Consider the following 15,074-nt stretch of genomic DNA (forward strand, 5'->3'; position numbering starts at 1 on the left):
CGACGTTACGCACACATGAATAGTAATCCCCGTCAACGATTTACATAAGACGCAAACACGAACGTCCAGCGCGACACAATCAAACTGTTATTGACCGGTTCAAAACCAGTCGTTTTTCAACACTTTAAGCTATTGCCCGTTCGACATCGTTGACCAACAGCGTCGCGTGCGGCGAAACTGTGATTCGGCGCCGCGAACAATGCGCAACGATTGTGGCAATCAGGGGTTAGGAAACATGACTGGCGGGGGCGTCAGCAAACTGCAGAAGCCGGCTCTCGTACTGGCCATTCTCGGCACGATCAATCTGGTCAACCAGATGGATCGGGTGCTGTTTTCGCTGATGGTGGAGCCGATCAAGGCTGAACTCAATTTTTCCGACAGCCAGATGGGGCTTCTCGGAGGCATTGCGTTCGCCGTTTCCTATGCCGTGATCGGACTGGTGGCGGGGCGAATCGCCGACAGTTGGAACAGGGTCCGGTTGATTGGCCTTGCCCTAATGATCTGGAGCGCGGCGACCGGCGCCATGGGTTTCGCCTACAGCTTTCTTCAGATGTTCGCCGGCCGGGTGGCTGTCGGCGTCGGAGAAGCAGGCTGCGTTCCCGCCTCCCAATCAATCATTTCCGACACCGTGCCGGTCAAGGACCGGGCGATGATGATCTCTCTCTTTACCGGTTTCGGCACCGTCGGCACGCTGGTCGGCCTGCTGCTTGGCGGCCTCGTGCTGGAACAGATTGGCTGGCGCATGACATTCGTCGCCTTCGGACTGTTCGGCGCCATCCCGGTGGCCATGCTGTTTCTGTTTCTGCGTGATCCACGCCCGGAGCGTCGCTTCGTCGCATCGGAAGCGCTGTCGTTCAGCGATGTGCGCGCAATGCTCAAGCGTCGCGAAACACAGGCTTTGATCATCGCCATTCCGTTGCTTTACACCATGGTGGGCGCGGCGACCTGGATTCCCGCGTTCTTTCAAAGAACCTACGGTATTTCCACGGAAGAATTCGCCCGGGTCGGCGGCGCTTTCCTGGGCCTCGGCCTTATCGCCGGAACATTTGGCGGCGGCCTGATCATCAAGTTTCTGGTGAAGCGCGACGCCCGCTGGGAATTCTGGTGGTCCGGCATGTCCTGCGCGCTGGCGCTTGTTCCGCTACTGCCCATCTATCTGGGCGCGGATCTCTCCATCGCCTACCCCTGCCTCTTCGCCGCCTTCTTCATTTCGGCGACAGGTTTCGGTCCCTCCATGGCCTGCATGCACAGGGTGGCCAACCAGGCCGTTCGCGCTACGGCGATCGCCGTCATCATGTTCGCAACATCCCTCATCGCCTATGGGGGCGTGCCCGCAGCCATAGGCGTCCTCAGCGATATCTTTGCACAACTGGGAATATCGGCTGATGACGGCGCGTCGCTCAGATACGCCATGCTTGCGACGATGCTGCTGCCGCCGCTCGCGTCCGTCATGTTCTTTCGCTACGCCTATGTCGCGAAACTGGACGACGCGCCGGACGATGCAAAGGCAATCAGCGGATAGGCGTCAATGGCGTTATTCGACGGAATGACGCTTGTCTTCGGCAAGAGCCGCTTCAGCGGGCGCCCGCTGTTTGCGATCCCGCCCTGAAATGCTCGAAATAAGCTCGGCGATGCTTCCATAGGGCACCGGAACGCCAAAGAAGAACCCCTGAACGAATTCGGCGCAATTGCTGCTTCTTATCAACTGCAACTGTTCCTCGGTCTCCACGCCCTCGATCACGACTTCCATGCCGAGTTCCCGGGAGAGATGAACGATGCCCTTGAGAAGCTTGAAAGTCTGCTCGTTGCCGGTGATGTCCGAAACGAAGGACCGGTCGATCTTGACCTTGTTGAGCGGCAGCAGATGGAGATAGCTCAAGCTGGAATATCCGGTGCCAAAATCGTCGATGGCGATGACGACGCCCTTTTCGCGAAGCTTCTCCAGAACCCTCTTGGCCTCGGACATGTCCTGAACGAACGCGCTTTCCGTCACTTCGAGTTGCAAACGCGAAGCTTCGAGACCTGAGGCCTTGAGAGCCCCCTCAACCATATCGACGACGTCTTCGTTGCGCAGATCATTGGCGGACAGGTTGACCGAGACGCCGACATCGTCGCCCCAGTTCGCGCAATCCCGGCAGGCGACGTTCAGCATATGCCGCGTCAGTTCTCCGACGACGCCCATCTCCTCGGCAAGGGGAATGTAGGTTGCGGGAGACACTGACCCGAATTCCGGGTGATACCAGCGCGAAAGCGCCTCGCAGCTGGCCACGGCCATCGTGCCGGCCGCGAACATCGGCTGGTAGACGACGGAGAAGGATTTCGTGCGTATCGCATCCCGCAGCGCCGCTTTCATCTTCTGCAGGCGCGTATATTTCTCGTCCATGTCCTCGGCGAAGATCGTCCAGCCGTTCTTGTTGTTGTGCTTGGTTTCATAGAGGGCGAGGTCGGCCTTGATATGCAGATGATCCAGGCGCGATTCCGACTTCGCCGCCACGACGACGCCGGCGCTCAGGCTGACGAAGAGGCGATTGCCGTTGATCAGATAGGTTCCGCGCAGGCTGTCGAACAACTCCGTCATCAGCTGATCGACATGCGCCTCGTCCTTGACGTTGCGGACGAAGATGACGAATTCGTCGCCGCCGAAGCGCGACAGCGTCATGGTGTCGTCGGCAAGCCCCGTGAGCCGCGCCGAGAGCGCGCACAATAACCGGTCTCCGGTCATGTGACCGCTGGTGTCGTTCACGTGTTTGAAGTCGTCGATATCGAGAACGACGAGGGCGAAGCGTTCGTCGTCCGGCATTTCGCGAATGTTCTGTTCGACGAATTCGGCGAAATAGGCGCGGTTCGGCAAACCGGTGAGTTGGTCGTACCGCGCCATGTGCATGATTTTCTCTTCCGCGCGGATACGGGCCGTCACGTTTTCGAAGATCAGAACAGCGCCTTCATTGCTTCGTCGTTTCGCAGTGAATTCCAGATACCGGTCGTCGGCGAATTTCAGAAGCGCACGCGACTTTCGTCCCTCTAGCAGACTTTCAAGTTGCGAACGCACGACGTCGGCCCGCTCCTCGGTCAGCAATGTCTGTTTGACGCCGTAGCGCAGTATTGCGTTGATTGTATGCCCGGTGAGCATCACGCCGTCCCGGAGGCCCAGCAATTCAACCGCCTTCTGGTTGGCCACGACGATGCGCTTGTCCTTGTCCAGCATGAAAAGGCCATGCGGCATATTGTTGAGCGCGGTGTCGAAGCGCCCGGCGATCTTGGCGAATTCCCGATGCGCCATGACATTGTCATAGAGAAACTCGCGCACGCCGTTGGCCATGGACCGCGTCGTCAGGATCAAGGGAATGATCAGCAGGCCGAGCAACGCCATGAACAGGTCGCCGCGCAGAAAAAGCGCGATGAGAAACGGCGCGCAGGCGCTGATGGATATGATGTCGACAATGCGCTTCGAACCGAAGTTCCTTCCCACCACGGACACCATCGAGCCCATTGTGATCGACAGGGAGGCGAGTTCGGCGAAATTGTCACGCGTAAAGAAGAAACTGTAGCCGGTCATGCAGCCGACGGTCAGCGCCAGAAGGCCGACCCCGATCGTGTAGATGCGCTCCCATCGGGCGATCGTCGCCGGATCGTTAACGGAGAACTCGACTTCATCGAATCTGTGAAAGGATTGATTGCGGCCAACGAAGATCAGGAAAATCAGACCGGCGAATACCAGGTAAGCCGGGTCCCTGACCTTGAGATAGATCAGGAGACACGTCACCACGTGCGCGATCATTCCGGCGCGCAGTGTCATGCGATTGCCGAATAGCGATCGCACGAATGACAGATACACATCTGTCGGGATGTCGCCGTCTGTATTTGCCGTCATCTGTGATGCCATTTATTTTCGGCTCAACAGTAAATTAAAAGAATTAAGGAAGCTTTTATGTGCTGTGAACCCCCAATCCGGACTTTATTCAGCGGCAATATTCGTCGAAACGGGTTCTCCGTCGAAAAGTCTCGTGAGCTCCGAGGCTTCCTTCTCAGCCGCCTCGATTGAACGCTTCTTGACATGGCCATAGCCGCGAATGTTCAGCGGGTAGGCGAGCAATCTTGCTGCGGCCTCCAGATTTCCGGCGACCAGACCGCCCGCCACGTCGTCAAGAAGCGTTTCATAGTCCTTGAGTATGCGGCGCTCCTCGCGTCGTTCCGCCTGATATCCGAAGAGATCCAGCGCCGTGCCTCTCAAGCCGCGCATTCCGGCGAGAAGCGGATAGAATTTCATGAGCCACGGTCCGAAACTGCGCTTCTTCAGACGCCCCTTTTCATCGCGATGCGCAAGCAGCGGCGGCGCTAGATGAAATTCGAGGCTGTCCCATCCCTGAAACTGACGCTCCAGCTGACGTCTGAAATCGCCATTCGAATAGAGCCGCGCAACTTCGTATTCGTCCTTGATCGCCATCAGTTTGAAAAGCGCCCGGGCCGCAGCTTCGGTAAGGGGGCCGGCTTGTCCTGCGACAGCGGTCTCCGCCGCCTCGATCGCAGCGACCTTCGAGCGGTAGCGGCTGGCGTAGGCGGCATTCTGATAGGCGTGAAGAAACGCGCTGCGGCGCGCGATCATCTGCTGCAGATCTTCCGTCTCGCCGCCTTCTTCCGCAGGCCTGTCGGCGTCCTCGATCAGAGACCGGACATGATCCGGATCGACCGAAGCCCTGCGTCCCCAGCGAAACGCTTGTATGTTCATGTCCACCGCCTGACCATTCAGCCGGATCGCCTCCTCGATCGTATCGGCGGCAAGGGGAACCGAACCCGATTGCGCCGCCATTCCCAGCATGAACATGTTGGCGGCGATCGCATTGCCGAACAGCTTGTTTGCGGCGTTAGAGCCATCGAAGAAAGCAACGTTTTCCTCGCCGGCCGCCTGCGTGATCGCCCGCTTCAACCGCTCGGTCGGAAGATGGTAATCGGCGTTGCGCGCAAAATCGCCAGGCATGACTTCCGCGATATTCGCAATAAAACGGGTCTCGCCCTCTCGAACGGCCGCCAGAACCTTTCGCGACCCGGACACGACAAGATCGCAGCCGAGCACAAGATCGGCCTTGCCGGCGGGCACCCGGATCGCATGGATGTCTTCCGGACGGTCTGCGATGCGCACATGCGAGAAGACCGCGCCGCCCTTCTGGGCGAGACCGGCCATGTCGATCATGCCGCAACCCTTGTTCTCCAGATGCGCAGCCATGCCGAGAATGGCGCCGATCGTGACGACGCCTGTTCCGCCGACGCCAGTGATGATGCAGGCCCAGCCGGCGTCCATCGGAGCGATCGAAGGCGCGGGCACGCCGTCAAGCGGATCGCTTGTCAGGGCAAGCCCTTCCGCTTTTCTCAGTCTGGCGCCGTGCACCGTCACGAAGGACGGACAGAAACCCTCGATGCAGGAGAAATCCTTGTTGCAGCTTGACTGGTCGATCCGGCGTTTGCGCCCGAACTCGGTCTCTACCGGCTGTACGGAAACGCAGTTCGACTGAACGCCGCAGTCACCGCATCCCTCGCAAACCAGTTCATTGATGAATACCCGCTTGTCGGGATCCGGAAAGGCGCCGCGCTTGCGCCGGCGACGCTTTTCGGCGGCGCAGGTCTGGTCGTAGAGCAGCACCGTCACACCCGGAATGTCGCGCAGCTCCCGCTGGACGGCGTCGAGTTCCGACCTGTGATGGAAGGTTATGCGATCCGGCCAATCCATGCCCTGCGGGTACTTGTCGGGTTCATCGGACACGAGCGCGATCCGGTCGACGCCTTCCGCGCGGACCTGTCGCGCAATCGCGTCGACGGTGAGCCCGCCCTCATGCGTCTGTCCCCCGGTCATGGCGACCGCGTCATTGTAAAGGATCTTGTAGGTAATGTTGATCTTTGACGTCAGCGCGAAGCGGATCGCCAGAAGGCCGGAATGATTGTAGGTGCCGTCTCCGAGATTCTGGAAAATGTGCTTTCGGTCGGAGAACAATCCCTGCCCCACCCACTGCGCGCCCTCGCCGCCCATCTGGGTGAAGCCCTGCGTGTTGCGATCCATCCAGATCGACATGAAATGACAGCCGATCCCGGCCGCCGCCGTCGAACCGTCCGGCACCTTTGTCGAACTGTTGTGCGGACATCCGGAACAGAAATAAGGCGTTCGCTGGGCGATGTCCGCCGTATCGGCAAGCATCGCCTGGAACTGCCGGATACGCTTGACCTTGGCGTCGATTTTTTCCGAATGGCCGATTACCCGCAGGATCCGCTCGCCGATGGCCACCGATATGTCGTTGGGGTCGAGCGCGCCGCGAACCGGAAACAGCCAGTTGTCGTGTTCGTCCCTCTTGCCGACGATGACCGGTTGCTGGCCGGCGCCATAGAGCTCTTCGCGCAATTGCGCTTCAATCAGGGAACGCTTTTCCTCGACCACGATCACCATATCGAGACCGTCGACCATGGGAAGGAAATCCTCGCGCGAGAGCGGCCAGGGCGTCGCGATCTTGACCAGGCGCAGGCCGATCCTCTCGGCTTCGCGCTCGTTGACGCCCAGATCTTCCAGGCTCTGGCGCACGTCGAGGAAGCTCTTGCCGACGCTGATGACGCCAAGCTTCGGACTGCGCCCGCCCGAATAGACGATGTGATTGAGGCGATTGGCGCGAATGAAGGCGCTTGCGGCCTGCCGCTTGTATTCGTGCAACCGGATTTCCTGGCCGATGAAATCCAGTTCTCCCGGCCTGATGTTCAGGCCGCCCGCGGGCATGTCGAATTCCGGCGTAACAATGTTCAGCCGATCGAGGCCCGCCTCCACGGAAGCGGTCGACTCCACATTATCCTTCACGCATTTCAGCGCCGCCCAGGTTCCCGCGAAGCGCGACAGCGCATAACCGTACAGGCCGTAATCAATGATTTCCTGGACACCCGCCGGATTGAAAATCGGGATCATGGTGTCGACGAACTGGAATTCCGTCTGGTGGGCGTTGGTGGAGGATTCCGCCGTATGGTCGTCGCCCATCAGCGCCAGAACGCCGCCATGCCTTGAACTGCCGGCTAGGTTGGCGTGGCGAAAGACGTCGCCCGTCCGGTCGACGCCCGGTCCCTTACCGTACCACAAGGCGAAAACGCCGTCGAAGCGGCCACGGCCGTCAAGCTCGGCCTGCTGGGTTCCCCAGCACGCGGTCGCGGCGAGTTCCTCGTTGATGCCCGGCTGGAAGACGATGTCGGATTCTGCGAGTTTTCGCCCGGCGCGCGCAAGCTGCTGGTCAAGGCCGCCGAGCGGCGATCCGCGATAGCCGGAGACGAAGCCGGCTGTGTCGAGACCCGCCCGTCGGTCCAGTTCCTTGCGCATCAGCAACAGCCGAACAATCGCCTGGGATCCGGTGACGAAAATCCTGTCTTTTGTCAGATCGTACTTGTCGTCGAGCGTTACGTCATGTGCTGTCATCGAATCCTCCGTCGCTTAGAGTAATTCTATTTCACGGCGAATAAAAGCAATCGATCGCTGTGCGTGGGGCGATGTTCCGGCGCCTGCGACAAAGTCCGTTTGACTTGGCTTCGCTTTGGATGCATTTAACATGCAATTATGCAAAAGAACGAAAAGATTGAACGACCGTACAAGAAGGCGCGGCCATCCACGCGGGATGCGATCCTCGACGCCGCGGAGACGCTCATGGCGCAACACGGCTACCACGCCGTCAGTCTGCGCGAGATCGCGCGCGCATCCGGCGCCAATCTCGGCAGCGTCACCTATCATTTCGGCGCCAAGGAAAATCTGCTCGCCGAAATCTACGAACGCCACACGCACCCGATGAATCAGCGGCGCATGGAACTGCTGCGCGAAGCCGAGCGCATTAACGATCAGGAAGACCGGTTGCTGGCGGTGATCCGGTCATTTGTGCTGCCGGCGTTTTCTTCGCAATCCGACGTCGCCGGCGGCGGCGCCCGGTTCACCAGAGTGAGGGCGATCCTGTCGATGGAGGGCAACGAAGCCGCCCAGCGCATCATCTCGGCCTCCTTCGATGACACCAGCCACGCATTCGTCGACGCGATCGCCGGCTGCATTCCCGGCGCCGATCGCAACGCGATTGTCTGGCGCTGCCATTTCCTGCTGGGCGCACTGTACTACACACTGGTCAATGGCGACCGCATCGACCGCCTCACCGGCGGTGCGTCAAGCGGCGAAGATCACGAACTGGCGATCGACCAACTGGTGCACGCCACGGCGGCCTCGCTCCGTGACCTTTCCAAAGCCGGCGACGGCCGAACCTCAACATGACGGCGAAACACCAAATGGTCACACCAGGCTATCTGCCCTTTGATCCCGATCCGGGCAAACCACATATCGTTCTGCCAGCAGGCGCCTGCGATAGCCACTGTCATGTCTTTGGACCTGCGAACAAGTTCCCCTATTCCCCGACGAGCAGCTATGTTCCTGTCGATGCGCCGAAGGAGCTCTTGTTCAAGCTGCAGGAATTCCTTGGCTTCGAAAGGGCGGTGATCGTTCAGGCGAGTTGCCACGGAACCGACAATTCGGCTCTGGTCGATGCATTGCAGGCCTCCAGAGACACCAGCCGGGGCATCGCCATCGTCGGTCCGGATATCGACGACAGGGAACTCGCCTCGCTCCATGAAGCAGGCGTGCGCGGCGTTCGCTTTAATTTCGTCAAGCGATTGAAGGCGCGCCAGTCACTCGAAGATCGCCTGAGCGTCGTGGAAAAGATCGCGCCGCTCGGCTGGCATGTCGTTATCTATACGGAACCTGAGGAGATGGACGAGATCCAGCCGTTTCTGGAAGGCGTGGACGTGCCCGTGATCTTCGACCACATGGGCCGCGTACCGGTCGAGAAGGGTGCTGATTGCCCGGAATTCGAGCGGCTGGAGCGGCTTTTGACAAGCAGTGACCGGTTCTGGATCAAGGTCAGTTGTCCCGAACGTCTGTCCAAAAAGGGACCGCCCTACCTTGACGCGGACGCGGTGTCGCGGCGGCTGATCGAGATCCTGCCTGACCGGGTGCTTTTTGGCACCGACTGGCCGCATCCCAACATGGTGAGCCATATGCCGGACGACGGACTGCTGGTCGACCGCATCGCGCGCATATGCCCGGACGAAACCTTGAGACGAAAAATGCTGGTCGACAATCCGACCCGCCTCTACTGGACCTGAGAAACAAGGAAGGAGAAACCATGGACAAGACCGGACTGGTTGTCAGCGCCCACGCCGCGGACTTCGTCTGGCGCGCCGGCGGCGCGATCGCCCTGCACGCCGAACGCGGATACCGCATGACGGTCGTCTGCCTGAGCTACGGCGAACGCGGCGAATCCGCAAAGCTCTGGAAGAACGAAGGCATGACGCTTGAAAAGGTGAAAGTCGCGCGCAAGGCGGAAGCGGAAGCTGCCGCGGAAGCGCTCGGCGTCGCCGATCTTGTGCTCTTCGATATCGGCGACTACCCGCTCAACATCGACGCCGCCGCAATAGACCGGCTGGTCGACGTCTTCCGCCAGGTGCAACCGAGTTTCGTGCTGTCGCATTCGCTGGACGATCCCTACAACACCGATCATCCGGCGGCCACGCGCATGACGCTGGACGCCCGCATGATCGCTCAGGCCTGGGGTCACAAGCCGGGGGAAAAGGTGCTCGGCGCGCCGCAGATGTATCTTTTCGAGCCGCACCAGACCGAACAATGCGGCTGGAAGCCCGACACCATTCTCGACATCACCGATGTCTGGGAGAAGAAACGCGCCGCCATCGAGTGCATGGAGGGGCAGGAACATCTGTGGGACTACTACACCAATGTCGCGGAGAACCGCGGCAACCAGTTTCGCCGCAATTCCGGCGGCCAGGCTGGCGGCAGACCGGCGCGCTACGCCGAAGGTTTCCAGTCGATCTTCCCAAGAACCGTGGATGAACTGTGATGAGCGCCGTTGTCGTACAGAACATCGAACGCGCCGAGGCAGCGGCGCGCGACGCGCTCGGCCAGTATGGCGTCGCCACCGTCCACGAGGCGCAGGGGAGAAAGGGCCTTCTCGCATCCTATATGCGGCCGATCTATCCGGGCGCTCTCGTCGCCGGAACGGCGGTGACGGTTTCGCTGGCGCCCGCCGACAACTGGATGATCCATGTGGCGGTCGAACAGTGTCGGGAGGGCGACATTCTGGTCGTCGCGCCGACATCGCCCTCCGACGCCGGCTATTTCGGCGAGTTGCTGGCGACGTCGCTTGCAGCGCGCGGCGTGCGCGGTCTGGTAATTGACGCCGGCTGCCGGGACATCAAGCCGCTGTCCGAGATGCGGTTTCCAGTCTGGTCGAAGGCGGTGTCAGCGCAGGGCACCGTCAAGGAAACGCTTGGAAGCGTCAATGTGCCGGTGGTTTGCGCCGGCGAACTCGTCAATCCGGGCGACGTCATCGTCGCCGATGACGACGGCGTCGTCGTCGTCCGGCGTGAGGAAGCGGCCGACGTGGTGGCGAAATCGCAGGCGCGCGAGGAAAAGGAAGCGGAGGTTCGCCAGAAGCTTCAATCCGGCCAGTTGGGTCTCGACGTCTACGGCATGCGCGAGAAACTGAAGGCGAAGGGCCTGAAATATGTCTGAGGGAATTCCCTGCGTCTGGATGCGCGGCGGCACGTCCAAGGGCGCGTATTTCCTGAAGCAGGATCTGCCAGCGGATATCACAGAGCGCGACCGGCTGCTTCTGTCCATCATGGGCTCCCCCGATCCGCGGCAGATAGACGGCATCGGCGGCGCAGACCCGCTGACGAGCAAGGTCGCGGTCATTAGCCGCTCAGAACGTGAAGACGCCGATATCGACTACCTGTTCCTGCAGGTTTTCGTCGATCAGGCGATCGTCACCGACGCCCAGAATTGCGGGAACATTCTCTCCGCTGTGCTGCCGTTTTCGGTCGAGAAGGGACTTGTCGAAGCGGGTGTGGAAAAGACCGAGGCCCGGATTTACATGGTAAACTCCGATCAGGTGGCCATCGTCACGATCGACACGCCGGGAGGAAAGGTCAGCTATCGCGGTCAAGCGTCCATTGACGGCGTTCCCGGAACCGCGGCGCCGGTGCTCGAGGATTTTCCGGACGCCGCCGGATCGACCTGCGGCGCCCTGCTGCCGACGGGAAACGCCGTCGACATGATCGACGGGGTCGAGGCGACGCTGATCGACAACGGCATGCCGGTGGTCGTGGTCGCCGCGAAGGATTTTGCGATCACCGGCTATGAGACCCGCGAGGAGCTTGAGAGCAACGAGGAAATGAAGGCCAGGCTCGAAAGGCTGCGTCTGAAAGCCGGGCCGATGATGAACCTTGGCGACGTCAGGGAAAAATCGGTGCCGAAGATGACCCTGATCGCGCCGCCGGCAAAGGGCGGCGCCATTTGCACCCGCACCTTCATTCCGCACCGTTGCCACGCTTCGATCGGCGTTCTCGGCGCTGTCAGCGTCGCCACGGCCTGCATGTTGCCTGGGTCGCCCGCTCACAAAATGGCGCAAATTCCGGCCGGCGACCGTAAAACGATTTCGGTCGAACATCCGATTGGCGAGACAAGCGTGGTGATGGAAACCGAGCCGGAGGGCGACAGCGTCAAGGTTCGCAAGGCGGCCATTGTGCGCACCGCGCGCAAACTGTTTGAAGGTCTCGTCTATCCGGCTTGACCGGTCGTCGCACTTGTGTGCATCTGCCGGCGAACGCATTGGCGCACAGCCAGCCAGGAGATGCAGATGACCAAGCCAATCGTGGCGCTCCCAGCAGACGTCAAGCACACTGACGGATATGACTGGCACGCCTCGCCTCGCCAATATGTCGACGCTGCGCTAAAGGCCGCAGACGTCGTGCCCCTGATCGTGCCCGCGTTCGGCCTGGAAGAGGGCGCCGCCGAAGCGATCGCCTCCGTGCTCGACCGGGTGGACGGCGTACTGGTCACCGGCGCGCGCAGCAATGTCTATCCGGAACTCTATGGCGAGCAGGCGACAGAAGCCAACGGGCCTTACGACAGGGAACGCGATGCAACCAGCATTCCGTTGATCCGCGGCGCGATCGAGCGCGGCGTTCCGCTCTTTGCGATTTGCCGGGGCATCCAGGAGCTCAATGTCGCGCTTGGAGGCACGATCGCCACCGAGATTCATGAAAAGGAAGGCAATCTCGATCACCGCCGTGTCGAAAGCGACGATCCGGATGTCCGCTTTTCCATCCGCCAGCAGATAAAAATCGAGGCGGGCAGCTGCCTCGCCACTATTCTTGGCGCGGATAAAACAAGCGTCAATTCTCTGCATCGTCAGTCAATCGGAAATCTGGCGCCTGAGCTCGGCGTGGCGGCGGTCGCCGACGACGGGGTCATCGAGGCGGTGTCAGTGACGAATGCGCGGGGATTTGCCGTCGGCGTGCAATGGCATCCGGAATACTGGGCGACCACCGATGCAACTTCACAGCGGCTTTTCAAGGCGTTCGGAGACGCCGTGCGGTCCTATGCCAGGAGCAGAGAAAGAGCGCTTACGGCTTGAGCGGCGTCGTCGACTGGCGAATCCGCATTTCCGGCCGGATCAGATGCAATCCGTCCGCCTCGCTTGAACCGTTGAGCTTGTCCAGCAGCGCGCGCGCCGCCATGCGGCCAACTTCAGACTGGCCGTTCCAGACGGTCGTCAGAGACGGCGTCGCGATCGAGGCTTCTTCCAGGTCGTCGTAACCGGTGACAGACACATCCTTGCCGGGAATCAGGCCGGCTCTGGCGATGCCGTTCATCAGCCCGATCGCCACCAGATCGTTCCAGCATACGGCGGCCGTCGGCTTCTGCGGCAGCGACAGAAAATTGACCGCCGCCTCGAATCCCGCCTGCTTGGTGCGCGGACCGGGAATGCGCAGGTTGGAATCGACCTTTATGTTGGCTTTCTCGAGCGCCGCGACATAACCTTCGTAGCGGTGACGGCCGGTCGAGGTCTGATCGGTGCCGCCCACCATGGCGATCACCCGGTGACCCAGTCCGATCAGATGGTTTGTCGCCAGCGCAATGCCGTAGGCGTCGTCGCCGCGGAAGATCGGGACATCCAGATCGTCGACTGTGCGTGCGATGAGAATGGCCGGCATGTTGTTGTCTTCGGCCAGCAGAATATCGTCTTTCGGCGTTCCGATAGCCGGCGACATGATCACGCCGTCGCCGCCGAGCTGCAGCAGGGTTTCAATGAAATTGCGCTGCTTCTCCACCGAATCATAGTGGTTAGAGAGGATGAAGGTTTGCCGGTTCCTGTCGAGTTCGCTTTCGATGGCCCGCAGGATTTCGGCGTAGAACGGGTTCATGATGTCATGCACCACCACGCCGATGATGCCGGAACGCGATGTGCGCAGGCTGGCGGCGCGACGATTGTAGATATAGCCCAGCGCGCGCGCCTGCTCCTTGATCCGGTCGCGTGTCGCATCGGCGACCAGAGGACTGTCGCGCAGCGCCAGCGACACCGTAGCGGTGGAAAGCCCCAGCGAGTCGGCGATCGTGGAAAGCTTGACCTTCTGGACCAATACACAAACCCTTTCGAATAGGACCGGCCTGCGCGCCGGTCACCTGCGCGCTCGCTTTTAAAGTGAAATTAAAAAGTTTTAAAGAGCGCCGGCGGAACTGTTGCGCCAGGATGGGCGCGCAGACGCGCTCCTTGAGCTGTCCTGGATCAAGTGTCGATAGCCGCGACCAGATTCTGGTCGATCTTTTTCAGAAGCTTGGCAAGAGTCTTTATGTCCTTTGCGACGAGACCTTCGGTGGCGAATTTCTGCGAGCGCTTCACCGCCTTCCTGACCGCCTTGACGGCTTCCTGGCCCTCTGTCGTCAGAAATACCCGGGACTGTCGGCCGTCCGTCTCGGACTCGCGCTTCTCGACGAACCCCTGGGCGGCAAGCCGGCTTATGGTTTTGGTCATTGTGGGCGCGCGCACGCCAAGTTCGGCGGCGATCGCCGACAGCGGCTGACCGTTATTGGCGTCCAGAGACAGGATAACCGAATCCTGGCCGGCATAGAGACCCACTTCCAGCAATTGCCTGGACAACAGCGTTCTGGAGCTGCGCGCGGTCGCCGCAAGTTGTGCGAAAAGATCAACCTCCCGGTCCGCGTTCTTCTTCCGGTCTCCGTTGGATTTGCTTTTTTTGGCCACTTCGGGTCCCCTCTACGGTTGCGAAGGAATGCATACGGACAGACCACTATACGCGTTGACTGTGCCGAAATCAAAATGCACCCATAGATTGTATAAACGGTAAAATCGCCGAAGTCTCCTTCTGGCCTGACCGTTGACCGGGACCGCTTACACGAGTAACCGCTTGGTTCATGACATCACCGGAACCAAGATGGTCGGAAAATCCGCCAGGATTGGACGACGCAGACCGTTCGGACTGGATCGCCGTTTTGCCGCTCGGCGCCTTAGAGCAGCATGGCCCGCATCTGCCGCCGGAAACCGATTCGATAATCGCCGAGGGAATTGTCGAACACGTCATTTCCGTGCTTCCGAATGATCTGCCGGTGACATTTCTGCCGGTGGAGCCGGTCGGCTATTCGGTCGAACATGTCGATTTCGGTGATACGAAGACACTCTCCTTCGACGAAGCCGTACACCGCTGGCTCGGAATCGCCGGAGACCTTCACGCAGCCGGCGTCCGCAAATTCGTCATGCTCAACGCCCATGGCGGAAATTCTCCGTTGATGACGATCGTCGCAACGGAAGCCCGTATCCGGTTCGCAATGCTGGCTGTGGCGACAAGCTGGACGCGCTTCGGACTGCCGCCCGATACGATCACGGCGGACGAAAAGGCGTTCGGCATCCACGCCGGCGAAATCGAGACCTCTGTGATGCTGGCGCTCAGGCCCGATCTCGTCGACATGAAGCGCGCCGACGACTTTCTCTCACTGCAGGCGGAACTCGAACACGAGACGCGGCTTTTACGCGCCTACGGTCCACACGCCTTTGGCTGGAAAATGCGCGACCTCAATCCGAAGGGAGCAACCGGCAACGCCTTGGCTGCGACCGCTGAAAAGGGACAAAGACTGATCGACCATTCGGTCGCCGGTTTCATCGACCTGCTGCGCGACGTTGATGGATTCGATCTCGAACGTCTCGCGTGACCAC

The 15,074-nt window shown here is 60.4% G+C and carries 12 protein-coding genes; 8 read left to right on the forward strand and 4 right to left on the reverse strand.

Annotated features, from left to right (window positions below):
• Positions 1-235 precede the first annotated feature (235 nt).
• Positions 236-1,522, forward strand: coding sequence for an MFS transporter (locus K1W69_RS18680; protein ID WP_220229928.1), 1,287 nt, complete (start codon positions 236-238; stop codon positions 1,520-1,522).
• Positions 1,523-1,534: 12 nt separating this feature from the next.
• Here K1W69_RS18680 and K1W69_RS18685 read toward each other — a convergent pair whose 3' ends face one another.
• The gene (locus K1W69_RS18685) at positions 1,535-3,871 is read right to left on the reverse strand and encodes a putative bifunctional diguanylate cyclase/phosphodiesterase (RefSeq protein WP_220229929.1); all 2,337 of its coding nucleotides are present in this window, start codon (positions 3,869-3,871) and stop codon (positions 1,535-1,537) included.
• A gap of 84 nt (positions 3,872-3,955) precedes the next feature.
• Positions 3,956-7,432 (reverse strand): indolepyruvate ferredoxin oxidoreductase family protein, encoded by a 3,477-nt coding sequence (locus K1W69_RS18690; RefSeq protein WP_220229930.1) that lies wholly within the window; start codon positions 7,430-7,432, stop codon positions 3,956-3,958.
• 138 nt (positions 7,433-7,570) lie between these two features.
• Here K1W69_RS18690 and K1W69_RS18695 point away from each other — a divergent pair, with 138 nt between their 5' ends.
• From K1W69_RS18695 to K1W69_RS18720, 6 genes are all read left to right on the forward strand, one after another.
• Positions 7,571-8,263 carry a TetR/AcrR family transcriptional regulator gene (locus K1W69_RS18695; protein WP_220229931.1) on the forward strand — a complete coding sequence of 231 codons (693 nt, stop codon included), beginning with the start codon at positions 7,571-7,573 and terminating at the stop codon, positions 8,261-8,263.
• On the forward strand, positions 8,260-9,150 hold the full coding sequence (locus tag K1W69_RS18700; protein ID WP_220229932.1) for an amidohydrolase family protein: 891 nt from the start codon (positions 8,260-8,262) through the stop codon (positions 9,148-9,150). The genes K1W69_RS18695 and K1W69_RS18700 overlap by 4 nt, the downstream gene beginning before the upstream one ends.
• A gap of 20 nt (positions 9,151-9,170) precedes the next feature.
• Entirely contained in the window at positions 9,171-9,899 is a 729-nt protein-coding gene (locus K1W69_RS18705; protein ID WP_220229933.1) for a PIG-L deacetylase family protein, read from the forward strand.
• A complete protein-coding gene (locus K1W69_RS18710) occupies positions 9,899-10,573 on the forward strand; it encodes a 4-carboxy-4-hydroxy-2-oxoadipate aldolase/oxaloacetate decarboxylase (RefSeq protein ID WP_220229934.1) in 675 nt (224 codons plus the stop codon). The genes K1W69_RS18705 and K1W69_RS18710 overlap by 1 nt, the downstream gene beginning before the upstream one ends.
• Positions 10,566-11,633, forward strand: a complete 1,068-nt coding sequence (locus K1W69_RS18715; protein WP_220229935.1) for a 4-oxalomesaconate tautomerase — start codon at positions 10,566-10,568, stop codon at positions 11,631-11,633. Before K1W69_RS18710 ends, K1W69_RS18715 begins: the two co-directional genes overlap by 8 nt.
• Before the next feature lie 66 nt (positions 11,634-11,699).
• Positions 11,700-12,479, forward strand: coding sequence for a gamma-glutamyl-gamma-aminobutyrate hydrolase family protein (locus K1W69_RS18720; protein WP_220229936.1), 780 nt, complete (start codon positions 11,700-11,702; stop codon positions 12,477-12,479).
• On the opposite strand, the gene K1W69_RS18725 is transcribed toward K1W69_RS18720, so the two are convergent.
• Positions 12,469-13,485, reverse strand: a complete 1,017-nt coding sequence (locus K1W69_RS18725; RefSeq protein ID WP_220229937.1) for a LacI family DNA-binding transcriptional regulator — start codon at positions 13,483-13,485, stop codon at positions 12,469-12,471. The two genes, K1W69_RS18720 and K1W69_RS18725, sit on opposite strands and share 11 nt — an antisense overlap.
• Before the next feature lie 146 nt (positions 13,486-13,631).
• Positions 13,632-14,108, reverse strand: a complete 477-nt coding sequence (locus tag K1W69_RS18730; protein WP_220229938.1) for a MarR family winged helix-turn-helix transcriptional regulator — start codon at positions 14,106-14,108, stop codon at positions 13,632-13,634.
• Between the two features lie 170 nt (positions 14,109-14,278).
• On the opposite strand from K1W69_RS18730, the gene K1W69_RS18735 reads away from it, so the two are divergent.
• Positions 14,279-15,070 (forward strand): creatininase family protein, encoded by a 792-nt coding sequence (locus K1W69_RS18735; protein ID WP_220229939.1) that lies wholly within the window; start codon positions 14,279-14,281, stop codon positions 15,068-15,070.
• Positions 15,071-15,074: the final 4 nt, after the last annotated feature.

It is taken from the genome of Flavimaribacter sediminis (assembly GCF_019492055.1).
In the GTDB taxonomy this organism is placed as follows: Bacteria; Pseudomonadota; Alphaproteobacteria; order Rhizobiales; family Rhizobiaceae; genus Flavimaribacter; species Flavimaribacter sediminis.

Excerpts from the sequence above, each read along its gene's own strand:
- K1W69_RS18680 (WP_220229928.1), top strand. The coding sequence starts at position 236 with ATGACTGGCGGGGGCGTCAGCAAACTGCAGAAGCCGGCTCTCGTACTG.
- K1W69_RS18685 (WP_220229929.1), bottom strand. The coding sequence starts at position 3,871 with ATGACGGCAAATACAGACGGCGACATCCCGACAGATGTGTATCTGTCA.
- K1W69_RS18690 (WP_220229930.1), bottom strand. The coding sequence starts at position 7,432 with ATGACAGCACATGACGTAACGCTCGACGACAAGTACGATCTGACAAAA.
- K1W69_RS18695 (WP_220229931.1), top strand. The coding sequence starts at position 7,571 with ATGCAAAAGAACGAAAAGATTGAACGACCGTACAAGAAGGCGCGGCCA.
- K1W69_RS18700 (WP_220229932.1), top strand. The coding sequence starts at position 8,260 with ATGACGGCGAAACACCAAATGGTCACACCAGGCTATCTGCCCTTTGAT.
- K1W69_RS18705 (WP_220229933.1), top strand. The coding sequence starts at position 9,171 with ATGGACAAGACCGGACTGGTTGTCAGCGCCCACGCCGCGGACTTCGTC.
- K1W69_RS18710 (WP_220229934.1), top strand. The coding sequence starts at position 9,899 with ATGAGCGCCGTTGTCGTACAGAACATCGAACGCGCCGAGGCAGCGGCG.
- K1W69_RS18715 (WP_220229935.1), top strand. The coding sequence starts at position 10,566 with ATGTCTGAGGGAATTCCCTGCGTCTGGATGCGCGGCGGCACGTCCAAG.
- K1W69_RS18720 (WP_220229936.1), top strand. The coding sequence starts at position 11,700 with ATGACCAAGCCAATCGTGGCGCTCCCAGCAGACGTCAAGCACACTGAC.
- K1W69_RS18735 (WP_220229939.1), top strand. The coding sequence starts at position 14,279 with ATGACATCACCGGAACCAAGATGGTCGGAAAATCCGCCAGGATTGGAC.